This window comes from Burkholderia sp. 3C, from assembly GCF_054589155.1.
Map to the genome: position 1 here is coordinate 145,271 of NZ_BAAILN010000155.1, position 18,068 is coordinate 163,338.

Annotated in this window: 10 protein-coding genes; 6 read left to right on the plus strand and 4 right to left on the minus strand. The window is 70.6% G+C overall.

What is annotated here, in order from left to right:
* The 4 genes from ACYP33_RS33140 to ACYP33_RS33155 form a co-directional block, all read right to left on the minus strand.
* Positions 1-11,206: amino acid adenylation domain-containing protein (locus tag ACYP33_RS33140; protein ID WP_459625365.1), on the minus strand; the 11,206-nt coding region annotated here is incomplete at its 3' end.
* Between the two features lie 94 nt (positions 11,207-11,300).
* The gene (locus ACYP33_RS33145; RefSeq protein WP_414447733.1) at positions 11,301-12,293 is read right to left on the minus strand and encodes a TauD/TfdA family dioxygenase; all 993 of its coding nucleotides are present in this window, start codon (positions 12,291-12,293) and stop codon (positions 11,301-11,303) included.
* Positions 12,290-13,099, minus strand: coding sequence for a thioesterase II family protein (locus tag ACYP33_RS33150; RefSeq protein WP_459625366.1), 810 nt, complete (start codon positions 13,097-13,099; stop codon positions 12,290-12,292). Before ACYP33_RS33150 ends, ACYP33_RS33145 begins: the two co-directional genes overlap by 4 nt.
* Before the next feature lie 3 nt (positions 13,100-13,102).
* Positions 13,103-13,327, minus strand: a complete 225-nt coding sequence (locus ACYP33_RS33155) for an MbtH family protein (RefSeq protein ID WP_414441808.1) — start codon at positions 13,325-13,327, stop codon at positions 13,103-13,105.
* Between the two features lie 477 nt (positions 13,328-13,804).
* Here ACYP33_RS33155 and ACYP33_RS33160 point away from each other — a divergent pair, with 477 nt between their 5' ends.
* The 6 genes from ACYP33_RS33160 to ACYP33_RS33185 all read left to right on the plus strand — a co-directional run.
* Positions 13,805-14,668 (plus strand): 4'-phosphopantetheinyl transferase family protein, encoded by an 864-nt coding sequence (locus tag ACYP33_RS33160; protein ID WP_459625367.1) that lies wholly within the window; start codon positions 13,805-13,807, stop codon positions 14,666-14,668.
* Between the two features lie 212 nt (positions 14,669-14,880).
* Positions 14,881-15,633, plus strand: a complete 753-nt coding sequence (locus ACYP33_RS33165) for a hypothetical protein (RefSeq protein ID WP_459625368.1) — start codon at positions 14,881-14,883, stop codon at positions 15,631-15,633.
* 50 nt (positions 15,634-15,683) lie between these two features.
* Positions 15,684-16,172 carry a MarR family winged helix-turn-helix transcriptional regulator gene (locus ACYP33_RS33170; protein ID WP_459625369.1) on the plus strand — a complete coding sequence of 163 codons (489 nt, stop codon included), beginning with the start codon at positions 15,684-15,686 and terminating at the stop codon, positions 16,170-16,172.
* Between the two features lie 37 nt (positions 16,173-16,209).
* Positions 16,210-16,782, plus strand: a complete 573-nt coding sequence (locus ACYP33_RS33175) for a cysteine hydrolase family protein (protein WP_459625370.1) — start codon at positions 16,210-16,212, stop codon at positions 16,780-16,782.
* Positions 16,775-17,098, plus strand: coding sequence for a hypothetical protein (locus ACYP33_RS33180; protein ID WP_459625371.1), 324 nt, complete (start codon positions 16,775-16,777; stop codon positions 17,096-17,098). The genes ACYP33_RS33175 and ACYP33_RS33180 overlap by 8 nt, the downstream gene beginning before the upstream one ends.
* A 535-nt stretch (positions 17,099-17,633) precedes the next feature.
* The coding region (locus ACYP33_RS33185) for an MCP four helix bundle domain-containing protein (RefSeq protein WP_459625481.1) at positions 17,634-18,068 on the plus strand (435 nt) is incomplete at its 3' end.

The window sequence follows — 18,068 nt, forward strand, 5'->3', positions numbered from 1 at the left end:
CCGGTTCCCCGGCCGCACCCTGCCCCGCGTCGGCGTCGAGCCACGCGGCCAGATCGGCCACGCGCGGATGCGCGAACAGTTGCGCCAGCCCGATCTGACGGCCGAGCCGTTCGCCGAGCCGCGCCGCCACGCGCACCGCCGCCAGCGAATGGCCGCCGAGCACGAAGAAGTCGTCGTCGATACCCACCCGTTCGACGCCGAGCACGTCGGCCCACACCTCGCACACCAGCGCCTGCATCGGCGTGGCCGGCGCGACGTAGCGCTCGTCGTCGTGCGCGGCCACCTCGGGCAGCGCGTTGCGGTTCAGCTTGCCGTTCGACGTCAGCGGCAGCGCGGCCAGCGCCACGATCTGCGCGGGCACCTGCTGCATCGGCAGTTGCTCGGCGAGCCGCGCGCGCAGGCCGGCTGCATCGGCGGCATCGGCGATGCCCGTGACATAGGCCACCAGACGCCGCGCGCTGCCCTCGCCGACGATCCGGCACGCCGCGCCGGTCACGCCGTCGAACGCGCGCAGCGCCGCCTCGGTCGCGCCGAGTTCGATGCGGAAGCCGCGCAGCTTGACCTGCTGATCGGCGCGGCCCAGGTAGTCGAGGCGGCCGTCGCGGCGCACCCGGCACAGGTCGCCGGTGCGATAGAGCCGCGCGCCGGGTGCGCCGTGCGGATCGGGGATGAAGCGCTCGGCGCTCATGCCCGGCCGGTTCAGGTAACCGCGCGCGAGGTTGGCCCCGCCGATGCACAGCTCGCCGACCCCGTTGTCCGGCACCGGCTGGCCGCTCGCGTCGAGCACCTGGAGCGTGGTGTGTTCGAGCGGCGCGCCGAGCGTGATCGCCGCGCCGGCCTCGAGCCGCGCCGCGCTCGACCAGATGGTCGTCTCGGTCGGGCCGTACAGGTTCCAGAGCGCCACGCCACGCGCCTGCAACGCCTCGGCCAGATCGGGCGGCAGCGCCTCGCCGCCGCTCAGTGCCGTGAAGCGCCGGCCCGGCGAAGCGCCCTGCCAGCCGCCGTCGAGCAACACGCGCCAGCCCATCGGCGTGGCCTGCATGACGGTCGCCCCGCTGGCATAGGCCAGCGCCGCGAGCCGCACGCCGTCCACCACCGTTTCGCGGGTCGCCAGCGCGATCGTCGAGCCGGCCGCGAGCGGCAGGTACAGCTCCAGCGCCGCGATATCGAACGACAGCGTGGTGACGGCCAGCCAGACATCGTCGGGCGTCAAGGCGAGATGCGCCTGGAAGCTGTCGAGGAAGCGCGCCAGCGCGCCATGCGTCACGCCCACGCCCTTCGGCCGGCCGGTCGAGCCGGAGGTGTAGATCACGTAGGCCAGTTGATCGGGCACGACGGCGGGCAACGCCGCCTCGGCGTGGCCCGCCGCCTCGTCGGCCGAAGCCGAAGCCGACGCGATATCCACGTAACGATGCGCGCCGCCGATCGCATCGAGCCGCTCGCGACCCGCCGCATCGGTCAGCGTGCAGGCCAGCGCGGCGTCGTCGATCATCCCGGCCAGATGCGCGTCGGGATAGGCGGGATCGAGCGGCACATAGGCCGCGCCCGCCTTCATCGCCGCCAGCACGGCCACCAGCATGTCGGGCGAACGCGCCGTGCACACGCCGACCAGCGCCTCGCGGCCGATGCCGTCGGCGAGCAGCCGTTGCGCGAGCCGCGTGGCGCGCGCATCGAGCGCCCGGTAATCGAGCGCGGCGCCGTCGCAGCGCACCGCGATCGCCTCGGGCGAGCGGCGCGCCTGCGCGGCGATCCGCTCGTGCGTGGCGACGAACGGCTGCGCCTCGAACGCGCCACGGCTCGCCACCGGCCGCGCGGCCAGCGCGAGATCGCGCAGGCGCAGGGCGGCCGGAGCGTCCGCCGTGCCCGTGCCCGCACCCGCGATCTGCACCAGCAGCGCGCGATAGTCGTCGAGCAGACGTGCCACCGTGTCGCGATCGAACAGATCGGTCGCATAGCCGAACGACAGCCCGATCCGCTCGCCCACCGACACGCCGAGCGTCAGATCGAACTGCGCCGCCGTGCGCGCCGCGCCGAACGGGCTCAGACGCAACGCGCCGGCCACGCGGCGTTCGGTGTCGCCCTGCCGCACGTCGTAGTTGAACATCGCCTGGAACAGCGGCGTGTGGCTCGCCACGCGCACCGGCTGCAAGGCGTCGACGATTCGCGCGAACGGCACGTCCTGGTTGGCCTGCGCATCGAGCACGCGGCGGCGCACCTGCGCGAGCAGCGCGTCGAACGGCAGCGCGCCCGACAGGTCGGCGCGAATCACCGCCGTATTGACGAAGAAGCCGATCAGCGGCTCGATCTCGATGCGCTCGCGCCCGCCCAGCGGAATCCCGATGCGGATGTCGTCCTGCCCGCCGTAGCGGTGCAGCAGCGCATGGAACGCCGCCAGCAGGGTCATGAACAGCGTCGCGTCGTGACGGCGCGCCCAGGTCTGCAGCGCATCGGCCAGCGGGCGGTCGAGTTCGAGGCCGACCTGCGCGCCGTGACCGTCGCGTCGCGCCGGACGCGGCCGGTCGGCCGGCAGTTCGAGCACCGGCTGCTCGTTGCCGAGCGTGTCGCGCCAGTAATCGAGCTGCGCGTCGAGCGCGGCGGCGTCGAGCGATTCGTGCTGCCAGACGGCGTAATCGACGTACTGCACCGGCAACTCGGGCGCGTAGGCCGTGGCCTCGCCGCGCAGCGCCGCCTCGTAGGCGGCCGCCAGTTCGTCGATCAGCAGGTTCATCGACCAGCCGTCGGTGGCGATGTGGTGCAGCGTCAACTGGAACACATGCGCGTCGTTGCCCACCCGGGCGAGCCGCGCGCGCAGCAGCGGGCCGCGCGCCAGATCGAACGGCTCGGCACCGCCCTCGCGCAGCCAGGCGGTGCAGGCCGACGCGTTCTCCCCATCGGCCGAGTCGAACGACGCTTGCGTCCAACCGGCGCGCAGGCTGTCGTCCACCACCAGCCACGGCGCGCCGTCGCGTTCCTCGAAGCGCGCGTGCAGCATGTCGTGGCGCGCCACCACGGCGTCGAGCGCGGCGCGCAGCAGCGTGGCGTCGAGCGCGCCGTCGATCCGCACCGCGAGCGACAGGTGATAGGCCGGGTTGTCCGGTGCCAAGCGCCACAGGAACCAGAGCCGGGCCTGGCCGTGGGTGGGCGGCGCCTCGCGGCGGCCGGTGCGGCGCACCGGCGGCAGCACGCGCGCGGCCGGCGTGCCCGGCGCGGCCCCGGCTTCGAGCCAGGCGGCCAGCGCGGCCAGTTCGGGATGATCGAACAGCGCGCGCAGCGGCACGTCGCGGCCGAGCGCGCGTTGCAGGCGCGAGGCCACTTGCAGCGCCAGCAGCGAATGGCCGCCGAGCGCGAAGAAATCGTCGCGTGCGCCCACTCGGTCGATGCCGAGCACGGCCTGCCAGATCTCGGCGACGGTCGCCTCCAGCGGCGTGGCCGGCGCGACGTAGCCGGCGCTTTCGGCATCGAGCGCGGGCAGCGCGCGGCGGTCGAGCTTGCCGTTCGGCAGCGTCGGCAGCGCGTCGAGCACGCCGATCGCGGCCGGCACCAGATAGGCCGGCAGCGTCGCGGCCAGCGCCTCGCGCAATGCGGCCGGATCGGGCTGCACACCGTTCGCGCCGGGCGCGGCCACCACATAGGCGACCAGGCGGCGCGCATCGTGCTCGCCCTGCACCGTCGCCAGCGCCTCGGCCACGCCGGGCTGCGCCGCGAGCGCCGCCTCGATCTCGCCGAGTTCGATGCGGAAGCCGCGCAGCTTGACCTGCGCGTCGAGCCGGCCGACATAGGCCACGCCGCCATCGGGCAGCCAGCGGCACAGGTCGCCGGTGCGATAGAGCCGCGCGCCGGGCGCGCCGGACGGATCGGGCACGAAGCGCTCGGCCGTCTGGTCCGGTCGGCCCAGATAGCCGCGCGCCAGCGTCGCGCCGCCGATGCACAGCTCGCCGGTGCCGAGCGGCGGCACCGGCTGGCCGTCGCGATCGAGAATGCGGTACGTGCGCGACGCCGACGGCCCGCCGATCGGCGCGGCGGCGCAGGCCGCCTGTGCGGCGTCCACCGCCTGCACCGACGAGGTCACGGCGATCTCGGTCGGCCCGTAGGTATTGAGCAGCGGCACGCCGGCCAGCGGCCCCGCGAACCACTGCGCGACGGCGCTGCCGGGCAGCGCCTCGCCGCCGATCATCATGCGGCGCAGCGCGAGCTTGGCTTGCGGGCGCGCCTGGCGCGCCCACTGACGCCAATAGCCGGTCGGCAGATAGGCGAAGCTGATCGCCCGTTCGGCCAGCACGCGGTCGAATTCGTCGGCCGTCCACAACGCCGGGCCGCGCATCTCGATCGAGGCGCCCAGCGACAGCGGCGCGAAGATCTGCTCGACCGACGCATCGAAGTTGACGGTGGAGAACTGCAGCACATGGTCGTCGGCACGCAGGCCGTGATCGGCGATGAAATCGTCGAGGTGGCGGCTCAGTGCGCCGTGTGTCAAGGCCACGCCCTTCGGCCGACCGGTCGAGCCGGACGTGTAGATCACGTAGGCGAGCTGATCGGGATGCGGCGCGGCAAAGCGCGGCGCGAGAGGGGCGGAACGATCGGCTGCATCGGTCGTATCGGCTGCGTCGGCTGCGTCGGCTGTATCGGCTGTATCGGCTGCTTCGGCTGCTTCGGCTGCTTCGGCTGCTTCGGCTGCTTCGGCTGCTTCGGCTGCTTCGGCTGCTTCGGCTGCTTCGGCTGCTTCGGCTGCGTCGGCTGCGTCGGCTGCGTCGGTCGTATCGCTCACCACGGTGCCAATCGCGTCGGCCACGTCGAGCGTCACGCAACCCGCCGCACCGATCCAGTCGTCATGCGCGGCGGCGCTGGGCGCATCGGTCAGCACGATCGCGATGCCCGCGTCCGCGCACATGTCGCGCAAGCGCTCACGCGGATAGCCCGGGTCGAGGGGCACATACGCACCACCGGCCTTCAGCACGCCGAGCAGCGTGGCGATCAGTTGCGGCGCGCGCTCGATGCACACGCCCACACGCGCTTCGGCGCGCACACCGAGCGCGGCAAGCCGCGCCGCGATGCGGGCGGCAGCATGGGCCAGTTCGCCATAACTGAGCACGGCCTCGCCGCAGCGCACGGCCGGCGCATCGGGCGCGGCCTGCGCAGCGGCCTCGAAGCGCGCCACGGCCGGGCGGTACGGATGCGCGGCGTCGGGCGCGGATGCCGCGCCCGTCACGCCGGCGGGGCCGTCGATGCGCAGCTCGGCCAGCGTCGACGCTTCAGGCCGCGCCAGTTGCGCGAGCACCGCCACGTAGGCAGCCGACAGCGCGTCGACGGTCGCGCCGTCGAGCCGCGCGCCGTCCCAGCTCCATTCGAGGCCGATCCGCTCGCCCGGCAGCACGCCGAGCGTCAACGGATAGTGGGTGCGCTCGAACGACACCGAGGCGTCCACCACCAGCCCGGCCGACCCATCCTTCAGCGACGGATCGATCGGATAGTTCTCGAACACCAGCAGCGAATCGAACAGCTCGCCGAAGCCCGCACCGGCCCATTGGCGAACCGAGGTCAGCGGCGTGTGCTCGACCTGACGCAATTCGACGTTCAGATGCTGGAGCGCGAGCAGCCAGCCATCGAGCGGCGCATCGGCGGGCACGTCCACCCACAGCGGCAGGCTGTTGATGAACACGCCCTGGATCGCACCCGCGCCGGCCAGGTCGGACGGACGGCCCGACACGGTCACGCCGAACGCGGCCTGACGGCGCCCGCCATGACGCGCCAGCACCAGCGCCCACGCGGCCTGGATCAGCGTGTTCAGCGTGACGCCACGGCGACGCGCCGATTCCGCCAGCGCGGCGGACGCCTGCGCGTCGAGCGTGGCGACGCGCTGGCCCCAGCCCGACGCATCGCCCGCGGCCTGTCCGCGCACGGCTGGCCGGGCCGGCACGCTGTCGAGCAGCAACGCCGGTCGATCGACGCGCGCCAGTTGCGCCCGCCACCAATCGGCCGGCTCGGGCTGGCGCGCCAGCCAATCGGCATAGGCCGCGAACGGCACCACCGGCTCCAGTTCGGGCGCGACGCCCCGGCAGGCGGCCGCGTAGCTGCGCGTCAGTTCGCCGAGCAGTTGCGACTGGCTCCAGCCGTCCGACAGCGCGTGATGGTTGAACCAGGCCAGATCGTGCTTGCCGTCGGGCCGCAGGAACAGCGAAACGTGCATCAGCGGCGCGGCATCGAGATCGATGCGCTTGGGCGCTTCCTCGTCGAACCAGCGCGCGAACGCCGCTTCGTAATCGCCATGCTCGCGCCAGTCGTGCACCTCGAACGGCAGCGGCACGTCGGCCAGCACCGCTTGCAGCATCGCCCCGCCGTGCCCGCGCACGAAGCGCGTGCGCAGCACCGGATGACGCGCGATCACGGTCTGCCAGGCGCTGCGCATCGCCGCGACATCCACCTCGCCCGACAGCGTCAGCCGCTTGCGGTTCAAGTACGCGCCCTGCTCCAGCAGGCTGTGGAACAGCAGGCCCTGTTGCAGCGGCGTGGCCGGATACAGATCGTCGAGCGCGGTATCGGCCACGCCGAGCGCGTCGAAACCGGCCTCGTCAAGCCCGGCGCGCGGGAAATCGGCGGCGGTCGCGCGCGGCGCAGCGTGCTCGCAATGCGCCACCAGCCGTGCGACCTCGCGGCCGAACGCGGCCACCAGCGCATGCTGGCGCTCGGGCGACACCACGGCCGGATCGAAGCGCCACGTGAACGACAGACGCCCCGCCACGATCAACCCGTTCAGTTCGACCGGATAGACGAGCGCCTCGCCGAGCGGCTGGGCGCTGCCGGCCTTCTCGGTGGCGAAGCCGAACGGGCCGTCCTCGGCGAGGCTGCCGTCGAACTGGCCCAGATAGTTGAAGCTGATGCGCGGCGCGGGCAGCGCGGCCAGCGCGCCCTGCACGGCCGGCTCGCCATAGCTGCGCAGCCAGCCCCACGACGCGCCGCCATCGGGCAGCGCGCGCAGACGCGATTTGGTGCCGATCAGCAGCGCGGCGTCGTCGGCCGGCGCGGGCAGCCAGGCCGGGAAGCGCGTGGTGAACCAGCCCACGGTGCGGCTCGGATCGAGCTCGTCGCGCGCCGCGCCGGGCAGCCGGTCGTACAGGTCGCGGCCATGCCCTTCGAGCGCGAGCAGCGCGCCGCCGCCGCCGAACAGGCCTGCCACCGCGCGCGACAGCGCGGCCAGCAGCAACTCGTCGATGCCGAGGCGGTACGCGCGCGGCGCGGCGCGGCGCAGCGCGTCGGTGTCGTCGCGGCCGAGCTTCCAGTCGATCGCGTCGCTGGTCGCCACGGTGCCGCGCGGTGCATCGAGCGGCGCGACGGCCTCGGCCAGCGCGGCCTGCCAGGCCGGCCACGCCGCCGCGAGCCGCGCGGGCGTGGCCGCCTCGCGCTGGGCCTGCGCCCAGACGCTCCACGGCAGCGCCGCATCGAGTGCAATCGTGCGGCCCTCGACGGCCGCCGCATAGGCGGCCGCGAGATCGGCCAGCAGGATTCGCCACGACACGCCATCGACAGCCAGATGGTGAATCACCAGCAGCAAGCGGCCGTCGGGCGTGCCGTCGTCCAGATCGGGGGTGCGGAACGCGATGGCGTTGACGAGGCGGCCCACGGCCGGATCGAGCGCGCGCTGCGCGTCGTCAGCGCGCGGTTCCAGCGCGGCCGGCCAGCGTTCGCCGGCCTCGCGCAGATCGGCCGACGCCACCGTCACGGCGGGCGCGTCGGCCAGCACGCGTTGCGTCCAGCCTTCGGCGCCGCGCTCGAACACGAGCCGCAGCGCATCGTGCCGCGCGATCGTCGCACCGAGCGCCCGCTCGAACGCGGGCAGATCGAGCGCGCCGCGCACGCGCAGCAGCACCGACTGGTTCCAATGCGGCTCGCCTTGCGGATAGCGCGTGTAGAACCACGACTGGATCGGCGTCAACGGCAGCGGTTCGTGTAGTTCGGCCGTGTCGGCCGCCGCATCGAGCCGGCGCATCGCGGCCGCGAGCCGCGCCACGGTCGGCTGCTCGAACACCTGGCGCGGGCTCAACAACCAGCCCTGCGCCCGCGCCCGGGCAATCAATTGCAGGCTCAGGATCGAATCGCCGCCCGAGGCGAAGAAATCATCCTCGATGCCGAGATCGTCGCGGTTCAGCACCGCGCGCCAGCAATCGAGCAGCATGCGTTCGGCCTCGTTGCGCGGTTCGGCCAGCGCGCCGCGCCCGCCGTCGGCCGCACCCACTTCGACAGCCGGCAATGCGGCGCGGTCCACCTTGCCGTTCTGCATCAGCGGCAGCTTCGCGAGCACGGCGATGGCGGCCGGCACCATGTGCGCGGGCAATTGCTGGGCGAGCGCACGTTGCAGTTCAGCGCCGTCGAGCGCCGAGCCTTCGGCCCCGACCACATAGCCGATCAGGCGCGCCACGCCGCGTTCGGTGGCGAGCACCACCACCGCTTCGGCCACGCGCGGCAAGCGCCGCAGCGCCGCCTCGATCTCGCCCGGCTCGATGCGGAAGCCGCGCAGCTTGATCTGCTGGTCGAGGCGGCCGAGGAAGTCGATCGCGCCGTCGGCGCGGCGGCGGCACAGGTCGCCGGTGCGATAGAGCCGCGCGCCCGGGCCGCCGAGCGGGTCGGGCACGAAGCGTTCGGCCGTCTGCCCCGGCCGGTCCAGATAGCCGCGCGCCAGCGTGTGGCCACCGATGCACAACTCGCCGAGCGCGCCGACCGGCGCCTCGTTGCCGTCGCGGTCGAGCACGCGCGCGGTGCGCGACGCATACGGCACGCCGATCGAGACGATCGATTGCGCCGCGTCGTCGGGCGTGGTCGCGCGAACCATGCAGGCCACCGTGGTTTCGGTCGGCCCGTACAGGTTCGCCAGGCCGATCCGCCCGAGCGGGCCGCGCTGCCATTGCGCGAGCGCGTCGCCGGGCAGGCCCTCGCCGCCCACTGTGATCTGGCGCAGCGCGGCCAGCGATTCGGGCGGCGGCGGCGTGCGCAGCCACTGCTGCCAGTAGGCGGTCGGCAGGCGCGAGAACGTCACGCGCGCATCGATCAGGTGGCGGCTGGTGGTGTCGATATCCCACGCCTCGGGGCCGCGCATCTCGATCCTGCCGCCCTGCAAGAGCGCCGGCAGCATCTCGTGCAGCGCCACATCGAAATTGATCGTCGACGATTGCAGTTGCGTGTCGTCGGGGCCGATGCGGTGCGCGGCGATGAAATCGTCGAGGTGGGCCGCGAACGCGCCGTGCGAGATCGCCACGCCCTTCGGGCGGCCCGTCGAACCGGACGTGTAGATCACGTAGGCCAGTTGATCCGGGTGCGGGGCCGGAGTTTCCGGCAGGTCTTGCGCATCCTGCGCGCCATCCGCCAGCGCGCCCACATCGATCGCCACGCGCGCATCGAACAGCGCGCCGCAACGGGCCTGCGCATCGGCGTCGGTCAGCACCACACGCACGCCGGCATCGTCCATCATCATCGCGAGCCGTTCGGCCGGATAGGCCGGATCGAGCGGCACGAACGCGCCCGGCGAGCGCAGCGTGCCGAGCAGCGCGGCGACCATGCCGACCGAGCGCGTCATGCAGATGCCCACGCGCTCGTCGTGGCCAATGCCGGCCGCCGTCAACGCCCGCGCGATGCGCGCGGCGTGGCGGTCGAGTTCCGCGTAGGTGGCGCGCCGGCCTTCGCAATGCACGGCGAGCGAGGCCGCGTGAGCCGCGGCGCTGGCCGCGAAACGCGCGGGTACCGGGCGGTATGGCTTGACGGGTGCCGGCGTGGCATCGGGCGCAGGCGCGCCGAGCGCGGCCAGCGGCGCCTGCGGCGCAGCCAGCGCGCCGCCGAGCAGCGCCACGTAGTGATCGAGCATGGCCTCCATGGTGGCGCGCTCGAACACGTCCTCGGCATAGGTCAGCGCCACCTCGAAGCCGCCCGCGCGCTCGCGCGCGTCGAGCACCAGGTCGAAGCGGGCTGTCTGCGTGTCGATCTCGTGGTTCGACACGTCCAGCCCCGGCAGACGGATCGTGCCGCCATCCTCGCCCAGATAGTTGAACATCGCCTGGAACAGCGGCGTGTGGCCAAAGCTGCGCTGCGGCTGCAACGCGTCCACCAGCCGCGTGAACGGCAGGTCCGCATGCGCATGGGCTTCGAGCACGCGCTCGCGCACCTGGTCGAGCAGCGCGGCGAAGCTCGGCGCGCGGTCGAGTTCCGCGCGGATCACCAGCGTATTGACGAAGAAACCGATGGTGTTCGCCACTTCGGGCCGGTCGCGGCCGGCCACCGGCACGCCCACGCGAATGTCGCGCTGGCCGCTGTAGCGCGCCAGCAGCAGGTCGTAGGCGGCCAGCAGCGTCATGAACGGCGTGGCGCCGGCCGCGTTCGAGACGCGCGTCAGCGCCTCGCGCACGGCTTCCGGCAGCACCCGCACGATCCGCGCGCCCGCGCCGCTGCGCAGGCCGGCGCGGATGCGCGATTTCGGCAGCTCCAGCACCGGATGATCGTGGCCGAGCCGCTCGCGCCAGTAATCGAGCTGGCGCGCGAGCGCGCCGTCGTCGAGCCATTCGCGCTGCCATTGCGCGTAGTCGCCGTATTGCACCGGGGCGGCGGCGGGCGCACCCGTCGCGCCGTCGAGGCAGGCCCGGTAGGCGGCCGCGACCTCGCCGACGAACACGCCGATCGACAGCCCGTCCGACACGATGTGATGCAGCGCCACGTGCAGCATGTGATCGTCGGGGCCGAGCGCGATCAGCGCCACGCGCAGCAACGGGCCGCGCTCCAGATCGAACGGCGCGGCCGAGCGGGCGGCCAGCAGCGCGTCGAGTGCGTCGGAGGCAGCGTCGAGCGTTTCCCAACCGTATTCGCCGGGGCCGGCGCTCTGGAACGGCACGCCATCCACTTCCTGAAAACGCTGGCGCAGGCTTTCGTGCGCCGCCACCACGCGATCGAGCGCGGCGCGCAGCGCGCCCGCATCGAGCCGGCCGCGCAGGCGCACCGCGCCGGTCACGTTATAGGCCGCGCTGTCGGGATCGAGACGCCACAGGAACCACAGGCGCTCCTGCGCGTACGACAGCGGGAAACGCCGCTCGTCGCCGGGAAACGGCACGATCGGCAGGCGGGCGGCGTCGATGCCGCGCTCGCGCAAGCGGCCGCGAAACACGGCGCGCTTGTCCGGCGGGAGGGCCACATAGGCCGTCGAAATCGACAGCAGATCGTTCGACACTTCGCTCACGGATTGACTCTTCAGGTTCGTTTTCGGAACGGCCGACGGCCGCGCGGCAAGCCTGCCGGCGGCCCTAGCCGGTACGCGAGGCGCTACGGCGGCGCTATCGCGTCATGGCGACCAGCACGCGGCGCTTGCCCGCGAACGGCGCACGGCCATGCGACATCAGCAGGTTGTCGAGCAGCAGCACATCGCCCGCCTGCCACGGGAACGACAGCATCGTGTCGCGATAGACGCCGCGCACCTCGTCGAGGATCGCGTCGTCGATCGGCGTGCCGTCGCCGAAATAGGTGTTGCGCGGCAGGCGGTCCGGCTCGACGACTTCGAGCATCGCCTCGCGCACGCCTTCCGGCAGGTTGGTCACATGGAACAGATGGGCCTGGTTGAACCAGACCGTCTCGCCGGTCGCCGGATGCACCAGCTCCGACTGGCAGATCTGCCGCGTGCGCAGCTCCTCGCCGTCGTCGAGCCATTCGTAGGCGATCCGGTTGGCGTCGCAATAGCGTTCGACCTCCGCGCGCTCCTCGGTGCCGAACACCTGCTGCCACGGCAGATCGAGGCCATTGCCGTAATTGCGCACATACATCACGCCGTGCTCGGCGAAGCGCGCGCGCAGCGCCGGATCGAGCCGCGCATGCACCAGCCGGCTGTCCGCCACCGGCGTGGCGCCGCCTTCCTCGGCCGCGATCTCGCAATAGAAGCCGATCGAGCCGGGCCACTTGAGCGTGTACGACTGCTCGTTGTGCTGGTCGATCCACTGGCTGGCCGGGTATTCGGTCGACGAGAACACGCCCTTGTCGACGCGGCTGCGCGGCGTCGAGCCGAATTCGTATTCGCGGATCGGCTCGCCGAAGCGGCCCGTGAAGGCCTCGAAGCCGGCCGCGCCGAGCGGCGCGAAGCCGCGCACCAGCACGCCGCCGTAGCGCGGCTTTTCGAGCGCGACCCGCGCGGCGACCGCGTCGGCCACCGCACCGTCGAGCGCGGGCGGTGCGGCATGCGCCGCGGCCCCACCGGCCGGCTCGATCGCCAGCACGCGCGTGCCGTTCTGTTCGAGTTCGCGGGTATCGAGCGCCAGCGCGGGGCGCGTCGTCGTCATTGCGTCCATCCTGCCTCCGTCGGCAAGACGGCAGCCGGGGCCGGCGTGGCCAGGGCGCGGGCGAGCGATTCGGCCACGCGCGCGAGCACCGGTTCCGGCTGCGTCTCGAGATAGAAATGACCGCCGGCGAACGCATGGAACGTGCATTCGCCGAGGGTCGTGTCGCGCCATGGCGCGAGCTTGTCGGGATCGGCCGTGGCCGCGTCGTCGCGGCCGGTGAACACCGTCACCGGGCAAGCCAGCGGCTCGCGCCGCGGTTCGGCCGGGAACACGGTCGGGTAGATGCCGCACAGATGGAAATCCGCGCGGAAGGTGGGCATCAGCATGTCGATGAAATCGCGGTCGCGCAGCAGGATCTCCGGCGTGCCGCCGAGCGAGCGCAGCTTGTCGACCAGTTGCTCATGCGTGCAATCGAGCCAGTGCGTTTCGACCTTGCGGCACGGCGGCGCGGCCGACGCCGACGCGCCGAACCAGACCGGCTCGCCCGCATCGCGCGCCCGCAACCGGTGGATCAGTTCATGGGCGACCAGCGAGCCCATGCTGTGGCCGAACAACGCGAAGGCGCGCTCGCGGTCGCGGCGCGCCAGCAGCTCGGCGCACATCGCATCGAGCAGCGCCGGCCATTCGGCCAGCGGCGCGAGCGCGCGGCGCGTGCCGTGGCCCGGCAGATCGAGCGCGACCACCTCGACACCATGCGGCAGCGCCTGCTGCCAGCGCCGATACAGCGAGGCGGCCCCGCCCGCATGGGCGAAACAGAACAACTGCACGGGCGGCAGCGCCGCCGGTGCGACAGCGTTCACCGGCATCGATCAGTCCGCCGCGCGGCCTGCATCGGCTTCCATCGCGCGGCGCAGGCTCAGCGGGCGCATGTCGGTCCAGACCGTGTTGATCCAGTCCAGGCACTCGGCCTTCTTGCCGGACTTGCCGGCCTGGCGCCAGCCCGCCGGGATGTCCTTGAATTCCGGCCAGATCGAGTACTGTTCTTCGTGGTTGACGACCACTTGATAGGTCGTGTCTTCATCGCCCCAGCTCATCGCTTGCTCCGTTCGACCGGCTTGCCGGCCAGTGAAAAATTGAATAAACGAAACTCATTTACACCTCTCGGCGTCACGCGGCCCTTGCGTGCTGCGGGTCGAGCGCGGCATCGGACCTGAGCCCGTCACCCTGCTTCTCGCTCCGCAAATGAGAATCATTGGCATTTGGTTGCGTACTCTGACGGGCGGGCTTCGCCTTGTCAAGTGACTTTGCGAGACGCCGGGCGAGTTTTCGCCACCCGCGTCGATCCTGTTTCGATCCCGCGTCGGCAGCCCGATTTGGCAGGTCGGTTTCGCTTACATTCTGCAAATGAGAACCATTTGCATTAATCTCGAAATTATCGGAACATAGCGCCACTTCGAATCACAACCAGAGAGAGCTGGAACGATCATGCATGCCGAGAACCTGCCGCATGCCGCCGTGCGATCGTCGATCCCGAGGGCCGACTACGCCGCTTGCCAGCGGGAGCGACACGCATGAGCACCAACGCACGCGAACCCCGCGGCCTGCCCGCCACGGGCGATGCCGCGCCCGCCTCCGCCGACCTGATCCACGCCGAGCGCAGCATCGAACTCGCCCCCGGCCTGAGCTTCAGCACGCACCCGCTGGCCGAGCAGCCGCCGTTTTGCGATACCCCGCTTCGCGACGATGCGTTGCGCCTCTGGCTGCTGCGCCCCGAGTGGCAACTGCTGTCGCGCGAGGACGCGTTCGCGCGGCTCTCGCCGCATGAACGCAAGCGCGCCAAGTGTTTCCCGCAGCCGGGCATCGGCAAGCGCTTCGCGGTGGGCCGCGCGGTATTGCGCGGCATTCTCGGCGGCATGCTCGCCGTGCCGCCGAAGTCGCTGGAAATCGTCGATCACGAAAGCGGCCGGGTGACGTTGAACCTGTCGGATGCGAGCCGGCCGATCGATATCGCCGTGGCCTACGCGGGCATCTGGATTCTGATCGGGATCGGCGCGCAGCCGCTCGGGCTGGCCACCGCGTTCTCGACCGGCGACGTGGTGGACGACGACGATCGGCATCGCGTGCGCCTCGCCAGCGTGGCCGCCGCGGCCGGCACGCCGTCCGCCGCCGGGTATCTGTGCCAGTCGACCGACACGCATGCGCATCGCGTGCACACCCACGACGCCGGCACCTGGCGCGTGATCGATCTGCCGATGCCGGGGCGTCAGTGCATCGCCGCCGTCGCCGCGCGCGAGATTCGCGACGTGCAGGCGAGCGGCTGGAACAGTTCGGTCAAGCTGCCCGCGCCGTCTCGTGGCAACTCGCGCGGCAACCCGCGCGGCCGCCGTGGCGACGCGCCAGCCGGTGTCGCGGCGGGGCTGACGCACACCGGTTGACCGTTGTTCGGTCCGCACTTCGGCTTTCTTTCGGCCACTTCGCGCCGCACGTTCACAAGCTTGCCGTTCGTCATGACGCGCCGCGCGCGGCGCGGCGTTGCCACCCTTGTGCGGCGTCGATATATTACGCACGGCGCCTGCCATCCAGGCCATGCCATGCAAGCGGGCCATCCGCCCTGCCGGCTCCAATCCGACAATCCGACGGTGGATCGATGACCTCACGCAAGAATCGCCTTCTGGTTTATCTGCTCGCCGCCGTGCTCGGCGTAGCCGCGGTGCGTGTGGTCCAGCACCTTCGCGGCGCGCCGGACGGCAGCACGCCGCCCGTCTCGACAAGCAGCCAACAGGAAGACGAAGACGACGACAACCCGTTCGCCGAAAACGTACCGGCGCACGCGGCCTACGAGCGCTTCATGGAAAAGCTCGACGACAACGCGAAATTCCAGGCGCTGCTGGCCGGCGACAAGCAGGCCGACGGCTACGAAAAGGGCTTCGGTCTCGCGCAGGACGGCCTGCCGCGCCTGCCCGACGCGCAGCTCGAACAGCGGCTCGCGCTGATGGCGAAGCTGGTGGCGGGCATGCCCGATCAGGACTGCCAGACCTTGTCGCGGCCGGTCGTCAAGCCGGACGACAAGGAACACCTGTTCAACGATGCGATCGCGCGCCTGAACGAAGCCGACGCGAACGCCTGGTTCGACATCTCGCAGGCCTCGGTGCAGGCCGTGCTCGACAACACGCCCGCGATCGCCCCCAACGCCGCGGCCGTGACCACCGCGCTCGAACGGATCATGCAGCCGCTGCCGGCCGCCGAGCGCAAGACCTTCCTCGACGCCACGCGCGCCCCGGCCACCGCCACGCCGGCCGACACCTGCCTGGCGATGCGCACGCTGTACCGCAATGCGGTGACGCTCGACGAGCCCTACAAGGCCGCAATGGCGCGCGGGTTGGTGGTGCAGGCGAAGTAAGGTACGCGCGGCGAACGTCGCGCTTTTTTGCGTGAAAATAGTAAGTTAACTTGGCAGTTTTCTTTTCATCTGGCACAGTGCCGCTCATGAAAGATCACGCCCCCCTCCCGCCGCCGGATCAAGCCGACGCGCTCGCCACCTCGCTTCGCACCGTCATTTCCAAGCTGAAGCGCGCCATGCGCGCGCAAGCCGGTCGCGGCGATCTGAGCACCACGCAGGCGCTCGTGCTTCTGCGTCTGGAGCGCGAGGGCTCGGGATCGGTGTCGGAACTGGCGCGGGCCGAAGGCATTCGCACGCAATCGATGGGCACCGCGATTGCGCCGCTCGAAACGATGGGGTTCATCGCCGGCACGCCAGATCCGGCCGACGGGCGCCGAACCATTCTGCGGCTGACGGATGCCGGTCGTTCGTGGATCGAGCGCGCGCGCAGCGCCCGGCAGGACTGGCTGTCGAAAACTCTCCGTGCACGCTTGTCCCCGGCCGAACAGGCGCAACTGACGAGCGCCGTGGCGTTGCTCGAGCGCCTGGTGGACGAGTAAGCACCCGTCAATACCGCCGATACCGTAAAGGAAGGCCATGCCCATTTCGACGCTGGACCCCAACACCGCCCTGATCGTGGTCGATCTGCAGCGCGGCATCGTCGGCTCGGCGTTCATCGCGCCGATCGCCCCGATCATCGAACGATCGCGCGCCTTGCTCGATGCGTTCCGCCGGCATGGCTTGCCGGTCGTGCTGGTCAATGTCGATGGCACCGCGCCGGGGCGCACCGAGCGGCCTCGCCGCACCGAAGCGCTGCCGCCCGGCTGGGCCGAACTGATTCCCGAACTCGATCGACAAGCCGGCGACGTGCTGGTGACCAAACGCACCTGGGGCGCGTTCAGCGGCACGGACCTCGATCGCCAACTGAAAACGCGCGGCGTGACGCAGGTCGTGATCGTGGGTGTGGCGACCGGCACGGGTGTGGAATCGACCGCGCGCCAGGCGTATGAGCTTGGCTATCACGTGACGCTCGCGGTCGACGCGATGACCGACGGCAAGCCGCAAGCGCACGACACCAGCCTGAATCACGTATTTCCCCGCCTGGGCGAAACCGGCACGACGCAGCACGTGCTCGACCTTCTCGACGCAAGAGGTATCCGACATGCATGAGTTTCACTTCGTAGCGTGGTTCTTCGGTGGTGTTTTTCTCGCCAACGCCGTGCCGCATTTCGTCAGCGGCGTGCGCGGCGAGCCGTTTCAAAGCCCGTTCGCCAAGCCTCGGGGGCGTGGGTTGTCGTCGTCCACGGTGAACGTGGTATGGGGGTTCTTCAATCTGGTGGCGGCCTATGCGCTGGTTTGCCATGTGGGGCAATTCGAGCTTCGGAATACGGCCGACGCGGCCACGCTCGGTTTGGGCATGCTGGCGATCGGGCTGTTTGCGGCCCGGCACTTCGGGCAGTTTCATGGCGGGCGGGATACTCGATAAGCTTGGGCAGGCCGCGCCGCCTTATTCGAAAAGGCGCGCGGCATCTCGCCGTGACTTGATGCGAAAGTTTTAGAAATTCATTAAAAAAATATCAATAAAAATAACGCCGGCAATTCTCCATTTCGCTTTCGCAAAAGGCCAACTTCGGCGCGCACCCATATCGCGCGACTCGGCACGAATCGCAACCTCAAGGCCACCGACAACCCCAAACCGGCGCCGCCTTCGTCATACCATTGCCACAAAAAAATCAGCCGAACTTACCGATTTTTCGCCTGCGCCTCACTGCAAACCACCCCATTCTTACCTTCAAATTTTCACCATTCCTCAGCGGAAATCGTCATATCCCGCGAGTTCACAATCTTTAACGATACGCAAACCTTTGCGTCGCGATTTCGCCCAATAGGCACCTGTGCTCGTGCCGAACGCTGCCGATAACCCTGCCATGGACAAGGCGATCCGTTGGCGAACTGTCAGTTCGCCGAACCATCGCATTCGTCATCGGCTTTTCATCGCGGCACAAGGAGCGGAGCACTATATGACTTTCAAGAATTTATCGGCGAAATCCTCGCTCCTGATTACATTCGGAACCCTGACCGTTATCGTGCTGGTCGTATCGGGCGTTTCGCTGAAAGCGCTCGGCGATTCGAACCAGCGCTTCTACAGCTTCGTGAAAGGCATCAACGCGCGCGCCGACAAGGCCCGCGAAGTGCGCAACGCCGTGGACGACCGTGCGATGGCCGTGCGTAACCTGGTGCTGGTCAGCGCACCGGCCGACATCGAGATCGAGAAAACGGCCGTGTCCGAAGCCGAGACGCGCGTAGAAGCAGCGCTTGCGCAATTCAACGAGATGGTGGCCAATGCCACCGACATGACCGAGCAGTCGCGCAACAACGCGGCGGAAATCTCGCGCATCGAGGAGCAATACCGGCCCGTCGCGCTCGACATCGACCGCCTCGCGCTGGCCGGCCAG